At 29.4% G+C, this 26,831-nt stretch carries 29 protein-coding genes; 14 read left to right on the top strand and 15 right to left on the bottom strand.

Annotation, left to right across the window (positions count from 1 at the left end):
* Positions 1-47: 47 nt before the first annotated feature.
* From KPL54_RS13345 to KPL54_RS13335, 3 genes are all read right to left on the bottom strand, one after another.
* Positions 48-245 (bottom strand): hypothetical protein, encoded by a 198-nt coding sequence (locus tag KPL54_RS13345; protein WP_216107024.1) that lies wholly within the window; start codon positions 243-245, stop codon positions 48-50.
* Positions 246-308: 63 nt separating this feature from the next.
* Entirely contained in the window at positions 309-986 is a 678-nt protein-coding gene (locus KPL54_RS13340; RefSeq protein WP_216107023.1) for a hypothetical protein, read from the bottom strand.
* A complete protein-coding gene (locus KPL54_RS13335) occupies positions 979-1,311 on the bottom strand; it encodes a PadR family transcriptional regulator (RefSeq protein WP_216107022.1) in 333 nt (110 codons plus the stop codon). The genes KPL54_RS13340 and KPL54_RS13335 overlap by 8 nt, the downstream gene beginning before the upstream one ends.
* Positions 1,312-1,803: 492 nt before the next feature.
* Between KPL54_RS13335 and KPL54_RS13330 the strand changes: the two genes are divergently transcribed.
* Together KPL54_RS13330 and KPL54_RS13325 are read left to right on the top strand one after the other, a co-directional pair.
* A complete protein-coding gene (locus KPL54_RS13330) occupies positions 1,804-2,640 on the top strand; it encodes a methyl-accepting chemotaxis protein (RefSeq protein WP_216107021.1) in 837 nt (278 codons plus the stop codon).
* 87 nt (positions 2,641-2,727) lie between these two features.
* Complete coding sequence (locus KPL54_RS13325; protein WP_216107020.1) at positions 2,728-2,961, top strand: hypothetical protein; 234 nt, start codon at positions 2,728-2,730, stop codon at positions 2,959-2,961.
* A 47-nt stretch (positions 2,962-3,008) separates the two neighbouring features.
* Here KPL54_RS13325 and KPL54_RS13320 read toward each other — a convergent pair whose 3' ends face one another.
* Together KPL54_RS13320 and KPL54_RS13315 are read right to left on the bottom strand one after the other, a co-directional pair.
* A complete protein-coding gene (locus KPL54_RS13320; protein WP_216107019.1) occupies positions 3,009-4,382 on the bottom strand; it encodes a sensor histidine kinase in 1,374 nt (457 codons plus the stop codon).
* Positions 4,383-4,394: 12 nt separating this feature from the next.
* Entirely contained in the window at positions 4,395-5,060 is a 666-nt protein-coding gene (locus KPL54_RS13315; protein ID WP_216107018.1) for a response regulator transcription factor, read from the bottom strand.
* A 191-nt stretch (positions 5,061-5,251) separates the two neighbouring features.
* Between KPL54_RS13315 and KPL54_RS13310 the strand changes: the two genes are divergently transcribed.
* The 3 genes from KPL54_RS13310 to KPL54_RS13300 all read left to right on the top strand — a co-directional run bounded on the left by KPL54_RS13310 (position 5,252) and on the right by KPL54_RS13300 (position 8,060).
* Positions 5,252-5,767, top strand: coding sequence for a hypothetical protein (locus tag KPL54_RS13310; protein WP_216107017.1), 516 nt, complete (start codon positions 5,252-5,254; stop codon positions 5,765-5,767).
* Between the two features lie 626 nt (positions 5,768-6,393).
* Complete coding sequence (locus KPL54_RS13305; protein ID WP_216107016.1) at positions 6,394-6,846, top strand: MarR family winged helix-turn-helix transcriptional regulator; 453 nt, start codon at positions 6,394-6,396, stop codon at positions 6,844-6,846.
* Positions 6,847-6,917: 71 nt separating this feature from the next.
* Positions 6,918-8,060 carry an alpha/beta hydrolase gene (locus KPL54_RS13300; RefSeq protein ID WP_216107015.1) on the top strand — a complete coding sequence of 381 codons (1,143 nt, stop codon included), beginning with the start codon at positions 6,918-6,920 and terminating at the stop codon, positions 8,058-8,060.
* A 279-nt stretch (positions 8,061-8,339) separates the two neighbouring features.
* On the opposite strand, the gene KPL54_RS13295 is transcribed toward KPL54_RS13300, so the two are convergent.
* Both KPL54_RS13295 and KPL54_RS13290 read right to left on the bottom strand, forming a co-directional pair.
* A complete protein-coding gene (locus KPL54_RS13295; RefSeq protein ID WP_216107054.1) occupies positions 8,340-8,720 on the bottom strand; it encodes a DUF2085 domain-containing protein in 381 nt (126 codons plus the stop codon).
* The gene (locus tag KPL54_RS13290; protein WP_216107014.1) at positions 8,720-8,905 is read right to left on the bottom strand and encodes an LITAF-like zinc ribbon domain-containing protein; all 186 of its coding nucleotides are present in this window, start codon (positions 8,903-8,905) and stop codon (positions 8,720-8,722) included. Before KPL54_RS13290 ends, KPL54_RS13295 begins: the two co-directional genes overlap by 1 nt.
* A 297-nt stretch (positions 8,906-9,202) precedes the next feature.
* Here KPL54_RS13290 and KPL54_RS13285 point away from each other — a divergent pair, with 297 nt between their 5' ends.
* The 6 genes from KPL54_RS13285 to KPL54_RS13260 all read left to right on the top strand — a co-directional run bounded on the left by KPL54_RS13285 (position 9,203) and on the right by KPL54_RS13260 (position 12,469).
* Positions 9,203-9,586 carry a hypothetical protein gene (locus KPL54_RS13285; protein WP_216107013.1) on the top strand — a complete coding sequence of 128 codons (384 nt, stop codon included), beginning with the start codon at positions 9,203-9,205 and terminating at the stop codon, positions 9,584-9,586.
* A 37-nt stretch (positions 9,587-9,623) separates the two neighbouring features.
* Positions 9,624-9,797 (top strand): hypothetical protein, encoded by a 174-nt coding sequence (locus KPL54_RS13280; protein WP_216107012.1) that lies wholly within the window; start codon positions 9,624-9,626, stop codon positions 9,795-9,797.
* A gap of 98 nt (positions 9,798-9,895) precedes the next feature.
* The gene (locus KPL54_RS13275; protein ID WP_216107011.1) at positions 9,896-10,438 is read left to right on the top strand and encodes a hypothetical protein; all 543 of its coding nucleotides are present in this window, start codon (positions 9,896-9,898) and stop codon (positions 10,436-10,438) included.
* 213 nt (positions 10,439-10,651) lie between these two features.
* Positions 10,652-11,107 carry an HTH domain-containing protein gene (locus tag KPL54_RS13270; protein WP_216107053.1) on the top strand — a complete coding sequence of 152 codons (456 nt, stop codon included), beginning with the start codon at positions 10,652-10,654 and terminating at the stop codon, positions 11,105-11,107.
* 244 nt (positions 11,108-11,351) lie between these two features.
* Positions 11,352-11,753 (top strand): hypothetical protein, encoded by a 402-nt coding sequence (locus KPL54_RS13265; protein WP_216107010.1) that lies wholly within the window; start codon positions 11,352-11,354, stop codon positions 11,751-11,753.
* A gap of 110 nt (positions 11,754-11,863) precedes the next feature.
* A complete protein-coding gene (locus tag KPL54_RS13260; RefSeq protein WP_216107009.1) occupies positions 11,864-12,469 on the top strand; it encodes a hypothetical protein in 606 nt (201 codons plus the stop codon).
* Positions 12,470-13,102: 633 nt separating this feature from the next.
* Here the strand turns inward: KPL54_RS13260 and KPL54_RS13255 are convergent.
* The gene (locus KPL54_RS13255; RefSeq protein ID WP_216107008.1) at positions 13,103-13,297 is read right to left on the bottom strand and encodes a hypothetical protein; all 195 of its coding nucleotides are present in this window, start codon (positions 13,295-13,297) and stop codon (positions 13,103-13,105) included.
* Between the two features lie 338 nt (positions 13,298-13,635).
* Here KPL54_RS13255 and KPL54_RS13250 point away from each other — a divergent pair, with 338 nt between their 5' ends.
* Positions 13,636-14,175 (top strand): hypothetical protein, encoded by a 540-nt coding sequence (locus tag KPL54_RS13250; protein WP_216107007.1) that lies wholly within the window; start codon positions 13,636-13,638, stop codon positions 14,173-14,175.
* A gap of 122 nt (positions 14,176-14,297) precedes the next feature.
* Here the strand turns inward: KPL54_RS13250 and KPL54_RS13245 are convergent, their stop codons facing one another.
* Complete coding sequence (locus tag KPL54_RS13245) at positions 14,298-15,371, bottom strand: 4Fe-4S binding protein (RefSeq protein WP_216107052.1); 1,074 nt, start codon at positions 15,369-15,371, stop codon at positions 14,298-14,300.
* Between the two features lie 119 nt (positions 15,372-15,490).
* Positions 15,491-16,435 (bottom strand): pyridoxamine 5'-phosphate oxidase family protein, encoded by a 945-nt coding sequence (locus tag KPL54_RS13240; protein ID WP_216107006.1) that lies wholly within the window; start codon positions 16,433-16,435, stop codon positions 15,491-15,493.
* A 365-nt stretch (positions 16,436-16,800) separates the two neighbouring features.
* On the opposite strand from KPL54_RS13240, the gene KPL54_RS13235 reads away from it, so the two are divergent.
* Complete coding sequence (locus KPL54_RS13235; protein ID WP_253203464.1) at positions 16,801-17,883, top strand: Fic family protein; 1,083 nt, start codon at positions 16,801-16,803, stop codon at positions 17,881-17,883.
* A 207-nt stretch (positions 17,884-18,090) separates the two neighbouring features.
* Here the strand turns inward: KPL54_RS13235 and KPL54_RS13230 are convergent, their stop codons facing one another.
* The 3 genes from KPL54_RS13230 to KPL54_RS13220 all read right to left on the bottom strand — a co-directional run bounded on the left by KPL54_RS13230 (position 18,091) and on the right by KPL54_RS13220 (position 21,121).
* Positions 18,091-19,605 carry an ABC transporter permease/substrate-binding protein gene (locus KPL54_RS13230; protein WP_216107005.1) on the bottom strand — a complete coding sequence of 505 codons (1,515 nt, stop codon included), beginning with the start codon at positions 19,603-19,605 and terminating at the stop codon, positions 18,091-18,093.
* Complete coding sequence (locus KPL54_RS13225) at positions 19,602-20,582, bottom strand: ABC transporter ATP-binding protein (RefSeq protein WP_216107004.1); 981 nt, start codon at positions 20,580-20,582, stop codon at positions 19,602-19,604. Before KPL54_RS13225 ends, KPL54_RS13230 begins: the two co-directional genes overlap by 4 nt.
* Positions 20,583-20,692: 110 nt before the next feature.
* Positions 20,693-21,121: a hypothetical protein gene (locus tag KPL54_RS13220; RefSeq protein WP_216107003.1), complete on the bottom strand. Its 429-nt coding sequence runs from the start codon at positions 21,119-21,121 to the stop codon at positions 20,693-20,695.
* Between the two features lie 402 nt (positions 21,122-21,523).
* Here KPL54_RS13220 and KPL54_RS13215 point away from each other — a divergent pair, with 402 nt between their 5' ends.
* On the top strand, positions 21,524-23,260 hold the full coding sequence (locus KPL54_RS13215) for a methyl-accepting chemotaxis protein (RefSeq protein ID WP_216107002.1): 1,737 nt from the start codon (positions 21,524-21,526) through the stop codon (positions 23,258-23,260).
* A 107-nt stretch (positions 23,261-23,367) separates the two neighbouring features.
* Here the strand turns inward: KPL54_RS13215 and KPL54_RS13210 are convergent, their stop codons facing one another.
* Together KPL54_RS13210 and KPL54_RS13205 are read right to left on the bottom strand one after the other, a co-directional pair.
* Positions 23,368-23,919, bottom strand: coding sequence for a hypothetical protein (locus KPL54_RS13210; protein ID WP_216107001.1), 552 nt, complete (start codon positions 23,917-23,919; stop codon positions 23,368-23,370).
* A gap of 147 nt (positions 23,920-24,066) precedes the next feature.
* Positions 24,067-26,784 (bottom strand): peptidoglycan D,D-transpeptidase FtsI family protein, encoded by a 2,718-nt coding sequence (locus KPL54_RS13205; RefSeq protein WP_216107000.1) that lies wholly within the window; start codon positions 26,782-26,784, stop codon positions 24,067-24,069.
* Positions 26,785-26,831: the final 47 nt, after the last annotated feature.

The raw sequence follows: 26,831 nt of genomic DNA, 5'->3' as shown, positions 1-26,831 counted from the left end.
TTTTCAGGTGGATGAGTAAAAATACCCATTATATGATGTTTTGATTATTAATGGTGATTTTTTTTAATACTAAAAACTGCTGCTACTAATGAAAAAATAATAGCTAATGAACCAAAAATAATTACTACTAAATCTTGACTTTCTTTTGCTATATTCCAATTCATAAATTGGAATATTGGCACAATTAATTTTGTTAAAATAAGAAATACAATTGCTATAATTAAATATCTAAGTTTGTATATCATGTGTAGTGACCCCCTTTCCTCGTTTTGCGGTTACTATCCCTTATATTTCAATTTTTAAAGTCTTTATTTTTCTGATACATAATTACCTATAAAATATAAAGCGATTCCAACAATAATGACTAAAATTATATTTACTCTAAATACTAATATTCCCCCTAAAAACATCAAGCAAGCAATAAATATACCAAACCATAGACATCCTATTACCCAAAGTTTAAAAAACTCTTTTAGTTTACTAACCTTGACTAGTTCCTTAAAACAGCTTTTTTTGATATAAGTCATAATAGCAATAATAGTAATCCCTATAATAAAAACTTGAGAGATTATTCCTAAATTAAAGTTTAGATAGAAAGTGAGATTATTAACACCATACTTTGAAATTATACTTAAACTTTGTGTAATATAATTAATAATTGATAACATTGTTATGATCATACCTGTGTACATAACATATTCGCTACATAGTGATGAGTAATTATAGCTTGATTTGAAGGTATCTACTATTTCTTCACAGTAATGCTTAATATCTGTTGTCCCTAGTACAGTTTCAATGCTTACACCTTGTTGCTCTGCATTTAAAAAACTGTCTAGTATCTGTTGAAGAAATTCTTCAGCATCTCTTGTTTTTATATTTGATGTTCTTACATAGACTACAATGTCATCAAATACACCTTTGTTTTCTAAAGATAAGTTTTCAGATGCTTTATTTAATTGCATTATTAATGATTTTGTTTTAATCACTTAGATCATCCCCCAATATCTTATTAACTGATTTTGAAATTTTACCCCAGGAGCTACAAAAATCTAAAAATTCATGTTCCCCTAATTTAGTAAGCGAATAATATTTTCGTTTTGGTCCTAGAGGTGAGTCCCTGCTTATCGAGGACAATAAACCATTTTTCTCCAACCTAATTAGCAAAGGATATAAAGTTCCTTCAGATAAGTCATCAAAACCATTTATTTTTAGTGAACTATATAATTCATATCCGTAGGTTTCTTTTTTTAAAATTATTTTTAATATGCAACCTTCTAAAATTCCTTTTAATAATTGAGAAGAATTTGCCATTTTGTATCACCTACCTTGTAATGTAACCTAGTGGCTATATTGTATTGCAACTATGTTGTTATGTCAAGTACCTAAATTATAATATATATTATTTCAGGCAAAAATTTGATATATCCTATTATCATTCCTGTTGTATTCATTAATAATCACTCCCTCAAATTTGTTTCAAAACAAAAAAATCTTCTTATCCTAAGATAAGAAGAACGATGAACATCTATATTTTTCTTCACCTCCTTATCGTGTTTTAGCTGAACCACCTTACATATAAATGCAGGTTGGTATAGGGTCATAGAGCTAAATCTCTACCCTAATTCTTGATATATTGATGTTTAATTTTTACAATTAGATCATATCATACAAATCATTAAAATGCTATATTCTGTGATAAAAAATTGATCATATTTTACTTTTTATATGAAAATCATGGTAATTATAGTATAATTAACTATTGACCGAATAAAATCTATGCTAAATTAAAGGAGCGAAATGCAAATGCAAAAAATGATTTGTGATAATGAAATATTAAATTCGTTTATTAATGTGTTAACTTATTTGCCATGTTTTTTTGACGATGATGTATCTTTTGCCATAACAGATACAGAAACATTTTTAAAAGTACAGAATAATTCAAACTTGAATTTGAGATCAGAGGAAGGTGATAAAGTACCTGAAGGGGGAGCAATTCTTCTGGCTATGAAAACTGATAAAATACTTATTAAAAATGTGCCAAAAGAGGTATATGGTATTCCATTTAGATCATATGCAATTCCTATTCATAATGAACAGCATAAAGTTGATGGATGCGTTGTTATGGGTAAAAGTTTAATAAAAACAAATGAATTAATAAATATTTCTCAAACTTTATCCTCAACACTTAGTCAAATATCAATTGCTATTAATAATCTTTCAACAGGAGTACAGAATGTAGTTACCATGAATGATGATATATCTTCAAAAGTCCAAGAGGCTAATGATAACTCAAAGAATACAGATGAAATTCTTAAATTTATTCAAACAATATCATCTAAAACAAATATGTTAGGGTTAAATGCTGCAATTGAAGCTGCAAGAGCTGGGGAGGCCGGAAGAGGATTTAAAGTGGTCGCAACAGAGATTAGAAAATTGTCAACATCAACAAGTGAATCAGTTAAAAAGGTAGATGATGTATTGAAGAGCATTGGTGCTTCTATAAAAAACATAAATGAAAAAATAAGTAAATCTACTGGTATATTTGAGGGTCAAGTAGCAACACTTCAAGAAATAGCCGCATCCCTTGAGGAATTAAATTCAACAGCTCAAATGATGGAAAATATATCTGGAAAAATTTAAATTTAAAATTACATAAAAGCACAAAGTAGTAAGATAGTAAGTAATCCATGAGATATTATTCTCATGGGTGATAAGGAGATGAATTTTGTGGATATGTTAGAAAAATACAAAGTAATTAGGAAAAGGCTTGAATATACAGCAGGCATGATTTCCATAATAATCTGGTGGGGAATAAGCTCTTATTTAGGAATTTACAGCAAGAAATTCCTTTCATTAGATACTGCATTATGCCTTGCTATTTTAGCAGTCTTTTCACTTGTATTAGGCAATATCGCTATAAAGATTGCAGATAAATGGTATCATAAAAATATGAACAAGTAGAAATGCATAAGCATAGTATAATTCCTATGCTTAATATTCTCATGTTTTTATTTCGTAATGATCACTATAAAAGACACACCACTATCTTCATTCTGAGCCTTTATACTGCCATTGTACATACTTACTATTCTTTTTACAATATCCAGACCCAAACCAAAATTGCCTTCATTGCCCTTGTTAAAAGCCCAAAATATATTTTCAAGCCTATCATCAGGAATTTTTTCACCATCATTATATATAGAAATGTACTGCTGTTTATCGTCTTCATATATATTTATCCTAATTAGGTTTTTTGCATATCTTAATCCATTTTCTATTATATTTTCAAAAACCACAGTCCATTGCTCTTCATCGCCAATTACCTTAATATTTTCAATTTCAATCTCAAACTTAATACCTTTCTTGTTATAAAAAAGGCTTTCAATAATTCCTTCGGCTAAATCCTTGATGTTTGTTTTTTTAAATTCATTCTTATACTTAGACATATACTTGATTTTAGTTAAATAAAGTAGACCATTTACCCTCTTTTGCATTTTTTGGGTTTCATAATCAATAACTTTCATGGTACTTTTCAGATCTCCCTTTGGGTAAATTCCGTCTTCTACGGCATGCGCATAGCTTCTTATTACCATTAAAGGTGTCTTTAAATCGTGGGATGTCTTCTGTAGCATCGTCTGTTCATATTCATCCTGCTTAACGAGTTCTTTTCTCATCTCCTCAATGGATTTCGAGAGTTCCCCAATTTCATCATTTCTGTCTATGTCAATACTTTCATGCCACTGTCTTATACCTATTTTTTTCACCTTACCTTGCAATTCCCTTAGAGGTAACACAAGCTTTTGAGCCGTATATTTTGCACCCATAAGACATATGATTAATGCAATAATCATTACAGAGAATAGCCTACCTATTAAACTCGTATACAAAGAATTTCTGTAAGTATCCCACATATAAGATATTTCGAAATTCCCTTTTTTATTGATCCCGGTTGTCCTCACTACATATAGTATTCTGCCAGAACTTGTACTTTCAACATATCTTTGAGTGGTATTAGTTTGACTTTTTACTTGTCTTTTTAATTTATTAAGGAAAGACTCTGCTGCAATATTATCTGGTATGATTTTTTGTATTTTCACTATATTTGCTTCAGATTTATTATAATTTAATCTCATGTGTTTTACAGCACGGATGTCATTACTGACTATAGCCGTATTCTCCTCTTCATTAAGTTCATTTCCACCTGTACTCTTTTGGATTAAGCTCTCTTGAGCCGTTTCAATAGTTTTATATATCTCATTGGTAAAGAAGGATCTTATTGTTAAAGAAAAATATACTGATAACAAAACAAACACAATTATAATTACTAATGTGAATATAATCCATATTTGTGTAGCCAAGGGGCGATTCTTTAGTTTCTTCATAATAAGTCCTTTCTAACAGGATAGCCTGTATCCATGTCCATATATGGTCTCTACCTTTAATTTAGGAATTTTCTTTCTAAGTCTCCTGACCAAATCATCAACTACTCTGTCACTTCCAAAATAGTTATCTCCCCATAGGTCGTTAATTATCTGCGCCCTTGTAACTGCTCCACCTTTCTTATTTATTAAAAGTAGTAACAGATCGAATTCCCCTGAGGTCATAGATACTACTTCATCATCAAACTTTACTAATCTCCTATCTATATCAATAGTATAACCTTCAATAATTATGACTTGCTTAACCTTATCACTGTTATAAACTCGATTTAACAATTTTTGTACTCTTATAACAAGTTCTCTTGGCATAAATGGCTTTGCGAGATAATCATCACTGCCCATTTCAAGGCCAATAATTCTATCAATATCTTGATCTCTTGCGGATATAAATATAACAGGAACATCTTTATTTTTTTCCTTTATTTCTTTTAGCAACTGAAATCCATCTATATCAGGAAGCGTAATATCTAGCACCCATAAGTCAACGTCGTTATCTATGGCATTTCTTGCGGATTGACCATTTAGAAAAGTGGTAACCTGTAATCCTTCATTTTGAAGATAAGATTTCAATATATCGTTTAAGTTTTCTTCGTCCTCTACCAGATATATTTTATAACTCATAGCTTTATAAACATCTCCTTTTAATCAATTACCTTCTACAAGTATACCAAATAAAACCTTTTAAATACTAAACACGTATAATATGTGTATGATTCACACAATTCCACATAATCATTTAACTGTTATACCATATTTTGAGTATATAATTAATCTTATAAACAAATATATTAAATATTGGAGGAATGAATATTATGATAAAAAAACACATATTAGGCGCATTAGCACTATCAATGTTAATACCACTTGGTGTAAGTGCTCAAACATTAACAACTAAATCAGATACTAAGGCAGCTACAACTCAAAAAGATCCTGCTAGAGTCCCTTATGCAAGTCAAATAAAATTAGAAAAACAAACTATTAAGACTAACAATAAAACTAATCAGACAATTAAAGCTGCTATAAAAGGGAAGCTTGTTCAAGTTAAAACATTAATAGCACAAGATAAGACTAACAAAACTTTAAAAACTAAAAAAGACGCTTTAAAAACTCAACAAGCTGTTATAAAAGCTGACAAAACTGCATTAAAAGGTATTGATGTAAAATTAGTTGCTGATAAAAAAATAGCTAAAACTGATGTAACCAACAAAAATTATGCAGCTTTAGTAAGCGACCTTAATAATATAGCTTCACTACAAACAAGTAAAACACCATTATTACAAAAATTAAGTTCTGATTTAGATACATTAATAAGTTCATTAAGCAAATAATAGAAATTAGATTAAGTTCTAGAAAAGATATTAATAATGAGGCAGCTATCTTTAATATCGTTACTAAAGCAGGATATAATCGTAATTGTATTAAATTTGATGTAAACGCCAAAGATATACCAGCTCTATAATCAAAGCGTTTCTATATATTATGAATATATATTTTATGGCGAACTAGTAAAATATGCCGACACAAGTAAACCCATATCTAAATTGATATGGGTTTACTTTATTAATCGAGTATTGATATTCTGAATTTAGAACAATACCAATTACTTACATTCACTTTGATTCTATTGGTCATTCTTTACTATTATAAATATACTCTATCTGGTGTACATATAGTACCTTCAGGAATGTTTAAGCGACCAGTACTATCTACAGACCCTCACAGTTGACTTGCACCACCTAGTTAATTGCATGCCTGGCACACTAAAAAATAACCATCTAAATTTAATTGGATGGTTATTAAAAAAATTGTAACCACAGTTTGTTTTTCTAACAGAAATCTAATATGAAACCTGTAACCCTAATTTTATTTAAAAAAATAGTTGCAAAAGGTTTTATATAGTACTATAATCTAAAAATAGTACTATATAAAACTTTTTTTGAATCCGGAGGTTAAAATGAATATTATAAAAGGAGCTGCTATTTTATTATCAGCATCAATTGATACATTATTAGATAGAATTCTATCAAGAAAGCATAGAGAATCAGGTATCGATACTTTAACAGCAGCACAATCACGTCTCTTATTCTTACTTTGGGGAAGAGATGAAATATCTATAAAAGAAGTCTCTAGAATTACTCATCTTCAAAAGTCAACCTTAAGCAGTACATTAGCCAAACTAGAAAAAGCTGGCCATATTACTCTTATACCATGTGAATCTGATAAGCGTAAAACCCTAGTTAAGGTAATAAATAGAAATGATATCCTAGTGGCTTTAAATAAAAAAATTATAGATGAAGCTGGAGATATTTTTTATAATGGCTTTAGTGATGATGAAGTAGTATTATATGAAAGTTTCTTAAAAAGAACTCTTGATAATTTAATAGAATTTCAAAATAAAAAAAAATAAGTTTCAACGCTATGCTTAAATTAAAAATAATTATTTTTTTGTAATCACATATAATCATGAGGAGGGAAATTATGAATAGAAAAATTAAAATTATAACCATATCACTTTTATTAATATCAACCTTTGTATTACCTTTAGTTGGATGTTCAAAAAAAGCTAAAACATCAGTACCAACTGCTACCGCAACTACAGATCAAACTAGCATGGCAGCAACATATAAAGATGTAGTTTTTGCTAATGTAACTAATGATAATGGAGCTAAAAGAGATTTAAAAATGAACATTTTTAAACCACAAGGTGCAACTAAAGCCACTCCTGTTCTTGTGTATATACACGGAGGTGGATGGGCTATGGGTGACTATCAAGTTGATGATGCTCCTAAAAATCCTTCAACTACTTCCCCTGCAAAAACTCAACCTGCAGCAAAACCAACAGGTAAAGCCACTGATCAAATAGCTGGCGATTCAGCATATAAAGTTTTTAAAAGAGTTTTAAATAGCGGGATTACTTTTGTATCTATAGATTACCGTTTAAATTCAGAAGCTGCCTTTCCAGCACAAAGCTATGATATTAAAGGCGCTATTAGAAATCTACGTGCTCATGCTAAAGAATATGGTATTGATCCAGATAAAATAGCAGTATGTGGAAATTCTGCCGGTGGACATTTAGCTACCGAGCTTGCTACTACTGGTGGTATAAAAGAACTTGAGGGCAACGTTGGAGGTAATCTTGATTATTCAAGTAAAGTAATGGCTTGTGTTGATTTTTATGGTCCAACCGATTTGTTGACAATGGCAAATGAGATGGACCTATCTCTCCAACCTCACAAAGAGGCAGTAGAAACACATGATTCTCCAAAATCAAATGAATCTATATTACTTGGATTTAGTAAGGAAGGACAAGGTGTAGGTGTTCTTAGAGACATTAGAGATAAAAATGAAACTAATTCCCCTTATTGGGCTAAAGTAAAGTTAGCTGAACTTGCTAGCCCTATAAATAATGTAACTTCAGACGATCCACCAATGTTTATAGCACATGGCGGACATGATAGTTTAGTACCAATTCAGCAAAGTTTAAGACTTAAAGATGCTCTTATCAAGGCTGGAGTTGAAAATATTTTTATGTCTAACTCTAAAGCACCTCATGGAAGTCAAGGTGAAGATGTAAATAATGCCGCTATAACTTGGATAACAAATAAATTACTTGCTAAGTAATAATTAATTTTATTCTAAATAAAATACAAATAAGCCGCATATGGATATTACTAACATGCGACTTATTTGTATTTTTTAGTATTGTATAACTATTCATATTATGCCCATCTATTTTAAGACATAACAATATAGCACTAACAATAATGTCAGTGCCCCTAACTTGATGTATTAAGTATAACAAAAATACCCTACAAAGTGGCGTCAATTAATTTATATACATTTCTATTTGTTTGTCAAAATCATCTATTTTCAAAGCCCTGGCGAACCAAAGCAAAAATCCTATAAACGTATCAATGCCAATAAAAATTTAAATATATTAAAATATAAGCCCATAAGTCCTATACCAGCAATATTACCAGTAATAAATCTTCTGAAATTTGTAGATTCTTTAATGTTTAAAAATTGAAATAACCAATCACATAACATAATAACCAAAAATAAAAAACAAATATATACTTTTAAAACTGTATTTGTTAAAAAAAATGGTATTGCAATAATTTGGCCCAAATAAATACCTGTACACCTTGCGCATACTGGAAATTGAATATCAAAAAAGCGGAAACTTCTTTCGGGCATCTGGTGACATCCACCTGCAGCTCCTAGCTTATAAAAAAATAACCATGTCTTTTTAATATAATTTGGATAATCAATAAATTTCATCAATTCAATACATGTCCACAATTAGCACAAACTCTTTTTATTTTGCTTTTACCCATACCGCAAAGTCCGCATAATAAACCTACCCACCCAAAGATTATAAATCCGCAGCATCCTTTCCCTGCCCCAAAACCCTTTGATTCAGATACTACTTGAATATTTTCACTCCCACAATAAGGACATGCCACGACAAGTTCCCCCTTAAAATTCTATCTTATATAGAACTATTCTACACTTAGTAAAAAAAACCTTCATAATTCTCAAATCAATTCAATTCTTTTCCTAATAATTTATCAATCAGGGTGTCTATGAAATTTGATTTCACGGCATTTTAAGATGCTTTAAAATCTCAACAATCTATTATAAAGAAATTGTAAGTGTGCTAAATTTATGGTAATTATGGTATAATCCAATATATATTGTTATACCAAAATTGTATTTAATGTTGATGCAAAGATTATATTTTATTTTGGGGAGGTGTAACCATGAAAAATATTAATTCATCGAAAAAAATCTCAATAATATGTTATGGAGTTTCTACCTTAATTTTTTTGGCAATTTATATTTTGGGAGTATTTCTGTCTGCGGGTTCCGAAATGGGCTATTGTTTGCTTAATTTTTACATTGTAATACCTTTAACAACTCTAATTGTTTCCCTTATCATTAGTATTAAAAAAGGTTATTTATTTTGGTGTTATCCTGTATTTGTTGGTCTACTCGGCATAATAATTCCGTTTGTAGTATTTAGCACATTTGAAATACTAAGTTTATTCTTTGCTTTTTTTCCTGCATTAATTGGACTGATAATTGGCATGATTATCAGAGCTAAAACAAAAAAATATGCAATAAAGTCAAGACAATTCACTTAACTCTCTTTATAAGATACAAAAATTATTAGAGGATTATATGACAGAATATAAAATGACTGCGATTGCTATTATGGAGCAAACAGATACAGTTGATATACGATTAAAGGATATTAATAATGAGGCAGCTATCCTTAATATCGTTACTAAAGCAGGATATAATCGTAATTGTATTAAATTTGATGTAACCTCCAAAGATATACCAGCTCTATAATCAAAGCGTTTCTATACATTATGAATATATATTTTATGGCCAACTTGTAAAAAAGTATGAAGCAAAGAAATACTATAAATGATGAATAGAGGGAACGTATGAAAAAGGTTTTTATAAATGAAAACTTAAATGGCAATGAACTCAATGAGTTATTATTATTTGTTGGTAGGAAAAGTAATAAACTGTCTTTATCAAGGAGCCATTTGGGCAAACTTTCACAAGAAGAATTTAATCAAATGCAGTTGGAAGATAAATCATTAATTCTTGCAGAGCATAAACAAAGCCGGCTCGACTATAATGAAAACATTAATGGGTATAGAGACCTAATAGATGATTACTGTGACACAAAAATGGATGCGGAAGAATATTTAAATCATCATTTTGAAGAAGAACTAGCGTATTTTACTTCATTAGGATATGAAGCGTTCCAATTAGAAGGTGAGGAATTCCAAGATGAAAAATATGAGAATTTTAATGCAAGGACAGCAGATTTTTTATACACTAAGGTTACACGAGTGACACCTGTGTCTAGAGGACCTGCATTTGAAATGTGTTATTTTATACTAGGTGATATATTTAGAAACTTAATGTCAAATATGAGTAAGTTATTTGTATATCCCCATCAAATTGAAGGTACGTAATTTGATGACTTAACCTTTTATAAAGAAGAAAGAACAATATTAGCAATTTGTGCTCATGAACATTTTGCATATATGAATTTAGAAGATGACGAATATGAAGAATTAAAAAAATTAAACATTTTAGTTATAAATATACTTTAGTGCTGAATATATACAAACAAATATTTAAAAATATTTAAAATATTACGGAAGTTAAGGTGAATATATATGGGTATGGATATAGATATTATAAGACAAAGTGTAAGTAAAAATATAAATCAGATTGATTGTATTATTAGGGGAGATATACAAAATCTGATTAAAAATTCTAAAATCGAATTGAAATCTTTGAGTAAAATAATTGGGATAGATTATGTATGGTTAAAAGATTTTATGGATGGTAAAAATAATTCAAATATTCAGGAGCCTGCATATTTATCAAACATGATTTATATGCTATCTGATGGCATATTGATGATAAATGAAGACGACAGAATTAAAGGAGTAATCGATGTATTAATAAGTGAGTTTGAAATTAAATACGAAACTTTAGCGATATATGCGAAACTTGAATTAGAGGATGTTCAAAATTTTATGGATGATACAAATTCCATTTCCATTGAGAAAAAATATAAGTTAGCAGTAGCAGTTCTATTTTTGCATTATTTATTTAAAAGATTACCTAATTAATTCCTATACTCTTTGGGAGGCTTTAGGGAGCAAACGGATACAGTTGAGATACGATTAAAGGATATTAATAATGAGGCAGCTATCGTTACTAAAGCAGGATATAATCGTAATTGTATCAAATTTCATGTAAACTCCAAAGATATACCAGCTCTATAATCAAAGCGTTTCTATACATTATGAATATATATTTTATGGCGAACTTGTAAAAAAAGGCAAAACTATTTATATAATTCGGAGGTTAATAATGAATAATAGTAAAATCGAATTTGATTCAGAATTTTGTAATGTAAAATACATTGAGAAGGATAATATAGTATTTCTAACTTGGAAGAAATTTTGTTGTTTAGATGATTATAGAAAACCAACAACATTTGCGTTAGGGTTAATGAGACAATATCTTAATAGCAATTTTGTGTTTGATGCAAGAAATGGATTTGAAGATGCTAAAGCAGATGTTGAATGGGGATTTTCTTTTTTGCTTCCAGAAATGGCAAAAACGGATTGTAAATATATTGTATTTATAATGAATGAAGTTAAAGAAATAGAAGAAGAACTGGATATGTGGACGAAAGAATTTAAGAATTATTTTGTTGTGAAAAAAGTAGAGAATTATTCAGAAGCAGTCGAATTTATATTAAAGAAATGAGTGTAGTTTTTATTTACAGTTAATTCGTTATCTTCATATATTTGTGTCGCAACTGTATAAAACTGCGTCATAATAGTAGAATATTGTTCAATATAAAGGGGGCAAAAATTATGGGTATTACGAGTATCTTGTTGATGATTACTTTAGTAACAATAATATTGGTTATATGGGTATTTGTTAAAAGAAGATTTCGTTTTAAGAGGATATTTAGAATTATCATTATTACTTTACTTTCAATAAGCTGTATCACTTTTGGTGCTTATCAATATTCACTAAGGTCAAGTAGTTTTATATTTACTAAAACAACTAATTTCAATGAAGAGAATATAGGGGGCCTCCAATTATATAAGAGTATTAATAGTAAAGAGTTTATAAAGAAGTATGGAACGAATTCTCAAAAAATTGACAATACTGTTTTTGACTACTACAAGTTAAATGATGGTTTGGTTATTGCTACAAATAAAAACAGACAAATTATTAGAATAATAATAGATGATGAATCTGATAAAAGTATAAAAACAAGCAAAGGTATTACTTTAAAAAGTTCAGTTGATGATGTCATTAAGGCTTATGGTACAAATTATTATAAGAGGATGGATGATACTGGTGTATCAGTAATTGGGTATGTAGACAAGAAGAGTAAGGTAACTCTTGAATTTTTTAATTATAAAAACGAGGTTACAATGATTCGATATGATATTTCTTCAATGCAGTAACAATTAATTCTTAATTTTCTTCTATTTCATCGCAAGTAACCCCTATCTATGATGAGAGGTTACTTATTTTAAGTGTATATTGATATTCTGAAAGTAACACAATGGTAATTGAGTTACTTTCACTTTAAGACTATATGCCATGCTTTAATCTTTGTAAATATACTTTGTTTTTTTAATTATGGTATTATTAGTATAATTAAATAGTCTATGTCATATTCGTAAAATTGTACAAATTTAATCCTAAATGAAAAAGGCATAAATTCTCAAAATCATGTATTCCCAAGTAATCATAGTGCTGAATATATGTAATCAAATATTGAAAAATATTTAAATTTTTATGGATGATACGAATTCCATTTCCATTGAGAAAAAATATAAGTTACAGTAGCAGTTCTATTTTTGTATTATTTGTTTAAAATATTACCTAATTAATTTCTATACTATGTGGGAGGATTTCAATTTAATGATAAAATCCCCATATCAATTAGATATTGGGTTGCTACATTTATGTTATATTACCATTCTGAATGTAACATAATTGAGTTACATTCATTTTGAGTCTATTGGTCACTCTTTACTATTATAAATATACTCTATTTGCAAAAAAACAAAAAACATTCAAGATAATAACTATTATCTATTTGGATCTAATTTAATACATTGTATAAATTGGACATTAATAAGTTCCATACCTTTTTTAGTTTGGACTTCAACCCAATCTCCATTTACATCAATTATTTTCCCTATTTCAACATTTAAACCAAGTCCCCCTGTTGCAAATATATTGCAACACTTTCCTATGTATTTTTTGATTGCCTCGTTGTCCATAATTATTAACCCCTTTATCTTCTTAATTTAAAAAATGATATAATCAACGGCATACACAAAATAGATTTATTTAATTATATCATTTTTACCTCACATCGGTCATATAAAACAATATAAATTTCATTAAAAGCTAAGCTAGCGAAAGTGACACAATAGCATTGCTTAGTAAACTGTATAGTAAGTATTTGGTTAAATCACCCATGTTTGGGTGAATAATTAGAAGCTCTGAGGGATGCCTTTGAGCTTTATTTTTTCATTTCAAGTATATTTTCATACATTTATCCTAATCATAATTAAATAACAAAAGGATAAAAAATATACATGAAGGATGGCTAAAAATGAAAAACACAAAAATTTCTTTAATATTAATTGGTGTTAGTATGACCATTTTAGTATTTACTGGCTGTAATATGCGAAGTTCTACTAAAACGCCAATGAATAACACTACCCAAACTAATAAATCTATATCAACAGCATCAATGAAAACACTTTATTCTAATGCTCTTAAAGAACTAGTTACTGCAAAAACAATAACAAATACCCAATCGAAAAAGGTACTTTCAGCAATAACAAAGAATATGTCACAAGGTTCAGTGACAAATAATAGTAATGTAGCAACACCTAATGCAGGAACAACGGGAACACCAGGAGCAACAGGATCCACAGGTACAACAGAATCAACAAGAACACCAGGTACAAGAGATACAACAGGAACAGGCACAACAAATTCAACAAACCAAACTGAGACAACAAATAACACTAATGTAATTAATGGATTAAACTCATTAGTTAAAAGTAAAGTAATTACTCAAGTGCAGGCTGATACAATACAGCAAAAAATTCAAACAAACTTGGAGAATATACAAATTAGTAAATAAAGATACTGCTTAAGGTGGACCTATATCCCTTAAAGTAGACAAACGAATAAAATGTACCAAGAGAGTAATACTATTTATGTATTACTCTTTTTAAATTTTGACAGTATAAAATAAGAAATTTCTTATTTTATCTTATTTAATATCCAATTTGAAAATCTGGTTGAATAACCCAGTGTTTTAACTGGGCAAGCATCTACACAGTGACCACAGCCAACACAACGAATATTCATTACATCATCACCGCTTTGAGCCTTGCTCTTAATATCAATCGACATTGGACATGCTAAATTACATTGGCCACATTGTATACATTTTGACTTATTGGTAATAATTCGTTGACCAGCTATTTTCCCAAGGAAAGATAAGACTGTTCCTAATGGACAATAATAACAATAACCTCTACCAATAAAAGCCACCCAAAAAAACATCGCTATCATCAGTTCCGTAGTGAGATACTTATAATTTTCAATTTTACTAATCATCTGGAAATTTCCTGTTATTGGTGTTCCTAATAATAATGAAATCCACCAAACAGTAAAAAAAACTGAAATCAATAGAAACACCCATCTTAAAACTGAAAAAATTTTAATTACTATTGGCTCCATTTTTTTATTTTTCCCAATTAGAGGAATTACTGGATCAAATACTTCTGAAGCAAACCCATTAAACAAACATAGGGTTGAACATTGCAATCGCCTACCAAATAATAAGGTTCCCACTAAAACAACAAAGCTGACACAGACATAAAATATAAGAGCAGCTGATATCCCAGCTTCTCCCCAAATTGGATAGCTACTAAGATAAAAAGATGATTTCGGAAATAGCAGCTGTAAGGGTATCGTTGTCCACGGCAATGGCATAGCAAAGAAATATAATTCTTTGTTATTAAGGAGTATAGGAGCAGTAATATGTACGATTAGTGCAGAAACTATAAATCCAATTAGGTTTCTTTTTCTCATTACTGACCTTTTAGAAGTTCCAACAATTCTAATTGTAAGGAAACTGCCAATAATTATGAATAAAGTCTTTACCCAGTTTTCATAAAATTGCCAAAGCCACGTTATAAATGATGCTACTTTGGGTGTGGCTCTACTTGCATATCCATAATTTAATCCAGCTATTAAAATACATAAGATTATATATATCCAGAGAATAGCCTTTAGAATTCTAAGTTCAACCTTTTTATTAGATTTCATCAATTTTTAACCCCCTTAAATATCAATGAAATTAACTTAAGTATTATTTTTTTGTATCACATATCCTTTTTTTCTAAAGGTTGCATTTTACGTGTTATTACATCAAAAGGTAGCATACTTTAACATGTAAGCACTTGTTTAGAATTAAAGTTATTTTTCTTAAAGTCGGCATTTAGAAACTCAAATTTTTGTGGTATAACCTTAATTAGATATAACTCTATAGGTAATTTTTCTAATGCACCTAATTCAATCTCCTTTGATTTAAATACTTCAAAATATTCTTCACTAAATGAGGGTACTATTATAGCTAACCCTGATATCTGTAACCCTTTTAAATCTTTCATGCTTTTATAGTTATCAGCTATACTCATAGATACAGTTTTATTTTGAAGAATTCCTTTGAATTTCATTCCACCCTCTGTAATTATATAGAAGTTGCCCTTATAATATTGATACTCTATTGGTGTACATCTTACGAATGTGCCTATTCCTGTTGCTAATGCACAAGTATTATGATTTATTATAAACTTTTCCATTTCTTTCGCAAGTAAATTATTAGGCATTTTTAAATTAGGTGTTTTCATAATTTTTATGAATTTTTCAGCCACTGCTATTACATTTTCTGTTTTAAAATTTCCACAATCTTTAAATGGCATACCTAATTTTTCACTAAACATTTTAATTGAATTATAATCTTCTTGTGAGAGCTTGTTAATGCGTAATTCCCCTTCTACAAACTCAGAAATATCTTCAGTTCGTTTTAATAATGTTGCAAAATCCATTAATTGTTTTGGAAAATCAAAATTAGATATTCCTACACCTATAATACCTATTTTTTTAATACTAATCTGCTCTTTAAGTACATCCACATAAGATTTAATCATTTTTGCAGTATCATAAGCATAAAATCCAAAAACAAAAATAATGTTTTGATAATATTCTAAGTTTTTTGGAGCTTTTTCTACAGTACATAATTTAGTATTACCAAGTATATAAGCTACAATCTCTGCTGTCTTTTTTGAAGTACCATACCTACCTTCATAAATTATTAATGTATTTAACATAATTACCCTCCATTAACTTGCTTATTTCCTAGATATTTGTTTTTACAACTATCTTTATTATATTATACGTTAGCTATCAAAAAAAAATAATGTATAATATGGTTTATATTTAAATAAAGTTTTCTATTTGTTAGAGTATATACACTATAACACCTTGTTATAAAGCACAAAATGAATTTTATGAATTAATATGTTTTTAAAATTAAATAAAACTAAAAAGTATACTTATTAGTTTTAAATGGTATACTTATTACTAATAGTAACGATAATACTAGTTAAAATGTTTTAAATAAGGAGGTTTTCAAATAAAAAAACCATATTTACCATTTAAATTGCCCAATGATAAATTAATTGACAAGGAAAGATTGTTTAATAAAGTAATACAAGCAAATAAAGAAATTGCTATATATAATGAAAAATTAAAAAGTTCAAAAGTAAGACCTGATCTTTTAATGGATTTATTCTCATTAAAAGAAGCTTTGGAATCTTCTAAAATTGAAGGTACCAAAGCTTCTTTTGATGAAATGTTAGAATATAGATCAGATGAAAAAAATGTTACGGATGATATTAAAGAAGTCACAAACTACTATATTGCTTTGCAAGAAGGGGTGTATGGGCTGAAAATATTGCCTTTAAGCAGTAGATTAATAAAAAATTTACATAAAACATTACTTGGTGGTGGGGTAAGGGGTGGAAGTAAAACTCCAGGAGAATTTAGATCTGTTCAAAATTACATAGGAACACAAGGTAGCAAGATAGAAAATGCTTCATATATTCCACCTGAACCACAGCTTGTAGATAGTTTTATGAGTAACTTAGATGAATTTATGAATGAAAATGATGATATTAATGATTTAATTAAAATAGCATTAATCCATGCACAGTTTGAGACAATCCATCCTTTTTTAGATGGTAATGGTAGAATAGGTAGAATACTAATTCCTTTATATTTATACAATAAAGGGTTTATAAGTAGTGCTAACTTATTTGTTAGTGAAAGTTTAGAAAAAGATAAATATAAATATTATGATCTTTTAAATGCAACTAGATTTAATGTAACAGATAAAGAAGACGATGAAAATCAATATGAAAAAGATATTGTTGCAGTAAGAAAAATTTATTCTGATTGGATAGACTTCTTTTTATCCGCATGTATAAATGAATCAAATAAATTGATTGATAAAATAGAAAAAATAAACGAACTCTATAATGTAGCTATGGACAAAAGTACAAAAATAATAAATAGTAATAAAATGAGACAAGTCATAGATGTTATATTTGAATTTCCTATTTTCACGAAAAATAAAATAAAGAGTAGAATGACAATTCCAGTAACTACTTTAGATGGTTATTTAAAGAAATTAGTGGAAGCAAAAATAATTTATTCTGATGAAAAACCTAGAAATAGAAAATATTATTTTTACGATTTAATTAATATTTTAAGATAAATAATATTCAATTTTATTAGATAAGATAAATGTCATGTAGATAAGGAAAAATAGTGCAGACTTTATTGAAAATAAGGGTGTCACTGCACTATCTACACCTATATGATTATATTTATAGAAGATACAGCTAATCATATAGTAATGGATACTATGTGTGAAAATTATAGATTAGTTGTAAGCAAACTTAATGTTGAACATATAAATCCACTATTTGAGTAGCCCCTCCTTTTTAAGGTACTCTTTTGCAACTTCTAAGGCTGATTCACCTTTTACATTAACCTTGAAATTCATATTACTCATTTCAGCATCTGTAATCTTGCCCGCTAATTTATTCAATGGCTTACTAAGCTCCGGATAAATCTGGAGTGTCTTCTTAAGCATAAGTGGTGCACCTTGATATGGCGGGAAAAATTGTTTATCATCTTTTAATACTTTCATATTATATTGTGAAAGTTCACTATCTGTAGAATAAGCATCCACCAAGTTAATATCACCAGCTTTTATGGCAGTATAACGCAATTTAGGTTCCATAGTCTTTATATTATCAAAATTCACTCCATAAATCTTTTGAAGACCTTTATAACCATCTTCACGATCAGTAAACTCAAGTGTAAATCCTGCTTTAATTTTATCCTGCACATTTTTTAAATCTGATATATTATTAAGGTTGTGTTCTTTTGCAAAGCTAGCTGGTACTGCAATAGCATAAGTATTATTGTACTTCATAGGTTCTAGAAGTTCCATACTAAAATTTTTATCCATGCCAATACGTGCCTGCGCGTATACCTGATTTGGAATATGACTTTTTGCTTTCTCTTTTACAAATGTTTCAAGTGCTGTACCTGTAAATTCTGGATATATATCAATATCTCCTGATTTAAGAGCATTAAAAAGGAAGCTAGTTTTACCCATTCCAGGTTTTAACTTTACAGTAAGGTTAGTTTCATCTTCAATCATTAGTTTGTACATATTAATTAGTATTTCAGGCTCTGAACCAAGTTTACCTGCAATAGTAATTTCTTTCTTTTGTGCAAAAAAATATGGAGCAATAACAATGGATGCAATAATAATACTACCTAAAGCTATAGCTATCATTGATTTTTTCAAAGAAACTTTTTCTAAAAAGCTCAGTAAAACATCAAAAATAATTGCAAGAAGTGCTGCTGCAATTGCTCCAACTAGGATCAAGTTATTGTCATTACGATCAATTCCAAGAAGAATCAGCTCTCCAAGTCCACCAGCGCCAATTAAAGCCGCAAGTGTTGCCGTTCCAATAACGAGTACCATCGACGTCCTTACCCCCGCCATAATAACAGGCATTGCAAGTGGTAATTGGACCTTAAAAAGTTGCTTACGTCTATTCATCCCCATACCTTCAGCTGCCTCAATTAATATAGGATCAATCTCTTTTATTCCGGTATATGTATTTCTAAGTATAGGCAAAATAGCATATATAACTAGGGCTATAACAGCTGGTACCTGTCCAATTCCTACAAGTGGAATAAGTATCCCAAGAATAGCAAGAGAAGGTATTGTCTGAAAAATAGACGCTATCTGTAGTAACGGTCCTGCGAGGTGCTTATGTCTTGTTATATATATACCCAGTGGGACTGCAATAATTACAGCGATAAATATAGCTATAAACGAAATCTGCATATGTTCAAGAAGTGCCGTACCTAATTGCTGCCTACGCTGCATTAGTGTTGAAATTAGTGTATTCATGAGATTTCACCACCCTTTTCAAGTTTAAGCGAAATAAATTTAATTAAGTGCTCATGATTTATAGTTCCAATAATTTCTCCCAAATGATTTACTGGAACGTCTTTCTCATTTTCCAATCGCTTAAGTAAGTTCTCTATAGATTCAGTATCACTAATGCTCAAATTACCATCGCCTGGTTTGTAAGAGTCACAAAATCCAGCATCTAACATATCCCTTACTTGATAAGGCTTACTAAATATAGAAGTGTTATAAACATTACCCGACTTAAAAAAGTTCTTAACAAAATCATTTTTGGGGCTTTTCAAAATATTTGTTGGTGTATCACACTGAACAATCTCCCCATCCCTCATTACACAAATCCTATCGCCAAGAGCTAATGCTTCTTGCATATCATGAGTTACAAAAACAATAGTTTTTTTAATCTTCTTTTGTAGGTTAACCATATCTTGTTGCAATTTTTTACGACTAATTGGATCTAGTGCACTAAAAGGTTCATCCATCAAAAGGATAGCTGGATCAGCTGCTAGTGCCCTAATTACGCCTATTCTTTGCTGCTCTCCACCAGAAAGTTCACTTGGCTTTCTATGACGATATTTATCAGGCTTAAGACCAACACTTTCCAAAAGTGTTGTGATTCTATCCTTAATCTTACGTTTATCCCACTTTTTAAGTTCTGGTACAATAGCTATATTTTCTTCAATTGTCATGTGAGGAAAGAGTCCAATTTGTTGAAGCACATACCCTATGCCCCATCGTAATTCATGGATATTATATTCACTTATCTTCTTTTCATTTATATAAATTGTACCATCACTTAAATTTATCAACCGATTTATCATTTTAAGTGTTGTAGTTTTTCCACATCCACTTGGTCCTATAATTACAAAAAATTCACCTTTTTTAATTTCAAGATTTAGAGAATTAACTGCTATATTGCCACTAGGATAAATCTTTGATACATTATCAAATTTAATCATATAGTTTCTCCTTTATTATCTATTAAAACCATCAAAAAAGTAGTTATGAAGCACCAATTTAATAGTAAACCTCATAACTACCCTTATTAAACTCTTTTTAATAATATAAACTAACTTGTTTGTTTGCTAAGAACTTTAGGTTCATCTTTAATATAATTATTTATCATTTGTAATGCATTTGGATTGATATATTTGATATCAACCAAATCTTTATCATCTATAACAATACCATTTTTCCATACACTATATAAATCTATTTTTATAAAGTTAAAATATTCCTCATTCTTGTTATACAATTCTTGTAAATCTTTATCGTTTGGAAATGCTCTAATACCATCATACTGAAGTAATATATTCATCATTTCATTTGGGCATAAATCAAAAGTCTTTTCAATACTGACAGCTTTAGTTTGCAATACTTTTATTAACTTCACTAAATCTTTTTCTGGTAATTCTGATTTAATATATAACTCCTCATTTTCTTTAATACAAGTATGGACTAGTTTAAATACACTGACTCTCTTTTGATTTTTTTTCATTCTCAGCCTCCTAAATGATAAATTATTGTAAGGTAAATTAGACTTTGTGTAGCTCTCTTTAGTATTATTCAAAAATATAGTTAATTATTATATAATATCAAAAAATATAAAAAAATGTGTGAACTTTTTTTGAATTTTTTGATATTCCCGGAATAAATTTTTATCAGTTAACCTATATAACGTTAAAGGTTACTTAGATATAATTATACTCAATTTATGGCAATTATGGTATGATAAAATATATATTTTATAATGAAATTGTAAATAAGTAAGGCATACCCTTTTTTAAACGGATTGGTGAATTAAAAAAAGAAAACTAAGGAGGATTATTATATGCAATAATGGATCGTAATAAAAAGATATTAACAACAAAAGAAAAAGTATAATAATAGGGGTGAAGTTATGAAGAACAGCGGCATTAAAGGTAATTTATTACTTTTAATAATTTTTATGTTAATATTTATAATCGGGATGGGAGCTTTTACTTTTAATTCATTAAATAGTACAGCCAGTCAGGGTAGAAATGATGTAGCTACAGTAAATAAATATATTGCTTTAGTTGATAACTCTAGAAATATTCAAGTAACATATAAAAAACAAATACAAGCATGGAAGGATTTATTATTAAGAGGTTCCTATCAATCTAAATATAATACGTACCTTGCTCAATTTACGAGCTATAACAGTGAGGTATTATTAGGATTAGCGAGATTAAAGACATCAATGGGTTCACTAGGAATAGATGCGGCCCTAGTTGATAAGGTTTCAACCGAACTTGACCAACTTCAAATTAACTATACTACAGCATTGAAAAGCTATGACAAAACAAATAAAGAAAGCTACAAAATTGTTGATACATTAGTTAATGGAATGGATAAACCTCCAACTAATGATATGGATACTTTAGTTAAAACGATAATGGATAAATCAACTACTCAGATAGCGACTATCAATTTGGTATCTAAAAACAATAGTAAACAATTAGTATTATATTTATTTATAATTAGTATTATTAGCATTTGTCTAATTATTTTACTCACACTAATGACATTACGGACTTATAAAAACATAGAGAAGTTTATAAAACAATTTCAAGTTCTTATGCAGAAAGCAGAAGATGGAGATCTTACCATCCAGGGAACTGTTTTTTCTAATGATGAATTAGGAATTCTAACTGTCCGATTTAACAAGTTTATAATTAATATTAAAACTTTAATTTTAGAAACAAAAAATATGAGCTACTTAGTTGCTTCTTCATCAAATGATATTCTTAAAAATTCCGATGAAACAGCTAAAACTTCACAACAAATATCAGAAACAATTTTGGACGTTGCGAATGGTGCAACTAAACAGTCTGCATTAGCTCAACAAAGTAACGATATGGTAGTTAATGTAACAAGCGATTTAAATAAGGTAACTGAAGCTACTACTTATATGAAAGACTTAGCTATAGAAACAGATAAAGTAGTTACACAAGGTATTTCAAGTATTAAATTTCAAAATAGTAAAATGGTAGATAGTAAAACAACAACGCAAGAAGTTGCATCATCAATATTAAATCTTTCATTAGAATCAGCTAAAATAGTAGAATTTGTTGAAATTATTAATGGTATTTCTTCTCAGACAAATTTGTTAGCCTTAAATGCTTCCATAGAAGCTGCAAGAGCTGGCGAATCAGGTAAAGGTTTTGCTGTTGTGGCTGATGAAATAAAAAAATTAGCTGAGTCATCTAGCAGCTCAACTAGTAAAATCCAAGAATTAATTAAAGCAATTCAAAATGGAATAAATGAAACTGTTTCAAAAATGGAAAAATTTCATTTATCTATGGAGGAACAAACTGAATCTATAAAAAACACAGAAAATATTTTTTGGAAAATAAAAGACTCAACTTCCAAGGTAAGTAATAAAATTATAGAAGTTTCAAATAAAACTCAAATTATTGATAAGAATTCAATTTCTCTTGAAAAAGCAATAAATAACATCTCTAATGTAATCGAACAAAATGCTGCTGCAAGTGAAGAAGTCGCAGCTTCAACAGAAGATCAAGTTTCTTCTATTGAAGAAATAGCTCTATCTATTAGTAATCTTACAAAATCTTCTGATAAACTTAAACAGTTTTTAGATAAATATAAAGTTTAATAAATAACAATTAAAAACCATCTGAACTTCAGGTGGTTTTTAATTGTACCTGAAAACCCTTTTACTATTATATTTTTCATATAAAGAGTTCCTTATAATTATTATTCTTAGAATTCTCTAAAGTCTCTTTCTTTCTCTGATTCATAATCACTCAAATCCTTTTTCCATTTATCCAGGCTATACTTAAAATTACTTTGAAGCTCTTTTTTTAATATTTTATGAAATATAGTCTTTCTAAAAGTACTTTTCTTTACCCTATTTTCTATATCATTTATTGAGTTTTTAATGCTATTCTCCCTATAACACACACTGCAAATCTTATCATTTTGAGATACCTGTGCCCTTAATTTTAGTCCTTTTTTACTTGCAATGCATGTCCTATACTGACCATCCTTAACTGTATAGTGGTCACACTTATTACTACTAATATATACAGGATATTGTTGTCTATTTTTTATTATAGACTTGTAAATATCTCTACAATAATTAACATTATCTTTCATTGGATGTACTTCAATTGGAATCGACTTTATTTCACTTTCTGTTAAATCTAATGAACAGATACCATGCCTAGTTTTATAACAGAAATTTTCATAACAGTTATTAAAATAATACTTTTTTCTTTTAGGATCGAATGCTTCAACGTATAAATCCCCCATGATTATCACCTCAAACTATTTATATGCCTCAAAAACTCTTTTATTCTTTTCTCTGTAAAAAAGTACGGCATACTCACGAATACTTAGCGCTTTTCATATATTTCATCGCAAGTAGCCCCCATATCTAATGATGTGGGGGTACTATATTTAATTAATCTTTTTTAATTTTATGTCATAATGATTTTGATACTGTTTCATTCGAGGATCATTTTTAAAATAACTCTCATACATACCTCTAGCGACCTTTGCAGCATCAGCACCGTAACCACCATCAAATATAACTATAGATATTGCGATTTTAGGGTTTTCAGCAGGTGCATAACCTACATACCATGCATAATCGCCTCTACCAATTTTACTTTGTACTTCAGCTTTTGTAAATTGAGCTGTACCTGTTTTACCACCAGTAGGGATAGGAAAATCACCAAGTGCTGCATACGCAGTACCATCAGCACCACCACCTGCGCCTGTAGTAACTCCATTCATGCCTTGCATAACTAGGGATCTAGTTGTAGTACTCATAGCAGCTTTATCTATTACAACAGGTTTCGTTTTAGATATTAATTTCCCATTAGAATCTTTTATGTTATCAACTAAATGAACTTTATATCTTGTCCCACCATTGGCAAGGGTTGCTATATAATTTGCCATCTGAAGAGGTGTGAAACTGTCCATGCCTTGACCAATTGATGCAATAAACATATTGTATGGTAAACCTAATGAACCATGACCTGTTTGCACTGCTTGATAGTATACATCAGTTACGATTGCATTTATGTTAGCAGCAGTAAATTTTTGATTTTTGTAGGCTGGATCAGCAGCAATTAATTGCTTAAATAAACCCACATAATTACTTTTAGAGAAAGTTCCATTTTTTACAGAATCCCTTATATAATTTTTAATTTGTGTTTTTATTTCTGAAAGTTTTTTACCATCAGAAACAATACTAGTATCATCATCTCTATCGTATAAATCTATTGGTGAGAATTTTGACCCATCTGCTGATGAAACTCCATTAGTTAAATCTTGCTCAATACTCAAAAGATATTGTGACGCTGATAAGTTTTTTTGCGACACTGTATTATATACTTGCCCAAAATTTTCACTTATTTCTATTCCTGTACTTGGATTAACTGCCTTAGGATCAGCTCCTAGGCCAAACATCCAGGCATATTTAGCTAAACTATCATCACCAAATTTTTCTCTTAAATTCTGACCTACATTCATAAAAAATGGGTTACTGGATCTGCTTATTGCACTAACTACATCTACAACACCGAGTGCACCATCTGATTCGAAAGGATTCCAATGTCCTCCACCCATATCATAACCACCTTGGTCATTGTAAGTTGAATTAGCATCTATAACTCCAGATTCAAGCCCTGCAATTGCTGTCATTGGCTTAAATGTGGAACCTGAAGGAATAAGTGACATAGTTGCATAATTGTACAAATATTTCGGATAATAATCGAACTTATCCTTTCTAATGGTTGTATTTCCCTTTATACTTTTGTCTATTGGAAACATATAATCAGTTAAATCTGATATCCCATCAGCTTTTGCCATCTTTTCATAATCTGGATTAAAATATTTTTGTGATTGAGCCTCAGTTAAACCTTGCGTTGTAGAAAAATCATTTGGATTATAACCTGGTAGACTTACAAGTGATAGTACTCCACCAGTATTGATATCTATGGCAACAGCTGCACCTCTTGTAGCATTTGATACATCTAAACCATTAACCGTTCCCTCGCTTTGTATTCTCTTCATTTCACTATTTAAAGTGGTTTCTGTGGCATATTGTAAATTTGCATCTAATGTAAGTTGAACATTTTTTCCGGGAACCGCCTTCTTAGTATGAGCAGTATTTTTAATTATTGCCACAGAATCATCATTTATATCTTTTTCTCCGTTAGTCCCTTTAAGACTACTCTCCATTACGGCTTCAATTCCAGCAGTTCCAACGTAATCTACACTTGTGTCATACCCTTTTGTTGCGTACTTTGCTTTATCAGCAGAGTTTATTTTACTAATGTATCCTAGAACTGATGAAGCAAGTTGGCCATAAGAGTATTCCCTCATAGGTTGATTTTCTACTTTAAAACCTTGCATTTCTGAGAGGCTTTGCTCAAATATAAGTGAAGTATCTTTCTTTATATTAGTTGCTACATTAATTGATTTATTAGCAGAATAAAAGTTCATTTTGATGCTATCTTTTACAATTAAATATCTTCTTATTACATCTGGAGTTGCTTTTATATTCAAACTTGCAATTCCATCTTTTACCTTATAATCAACAAGAAGTTTATTATATATTTGTTCTGGGGTTAATTTTAAAAGTTCATTATTAAGCATAGTTTTCTCAGAGGTGCTTAATTCTCCTTCTTTTCTGTTTTTAAATTTTACTTTTAATATATTATCTTGGAAGTTCCTATTTTTTAAAAATATTAACAACATGGCTTGTTTTACCTTAGAGTCACTTGAAGTAAATTCAAATCTGTATGGATTAATCTTTAATTCAAAACTGTCTGTCTGAACTTCTTTATTATCATCTAAAATTTTAAATACTTTTTGTAATGTTGTAAATAGTTGTTTGTTATCCTTACTTTTATCAGTTGTACTTGTATATGTAAGGTTATAACCCGGTACTTCAGTCGCAAGTTTTATTCCGTTTTTATCTGTTATGAGTCCTCTTGGTGCCGCTACTGTTACAAGCTTTGCAGAATTAACAGTTTCAGCCTCCGCTTTGTAATAATCTCCTTTGAAAACTTGTAAATAATATAACTTTGCACCTAGTGCTATAAATATAGCTAGCATAATTATATAAAGAATATTATACCTATTAAATTCCTTCTTTTTTCCCATTTCATTCTTCCTCACTATACTTTTTATTTACAAAATAATTAATTAAC

The sequence above is a fragment of the Clostridium estertheticum genome, from assembly GCF_018861295.1.
Classification (GTDB): Bacteria; Bacillota; Clostridia; order Clostridiales; family Clostridiaceae; genus Clostridium_AD; species Clostridium_AD estertheticum_D.
Note: the sequence above shows the minus strand (reverse complement) of the source record. Positions and strands in the feature narration are given on the sequence as shown.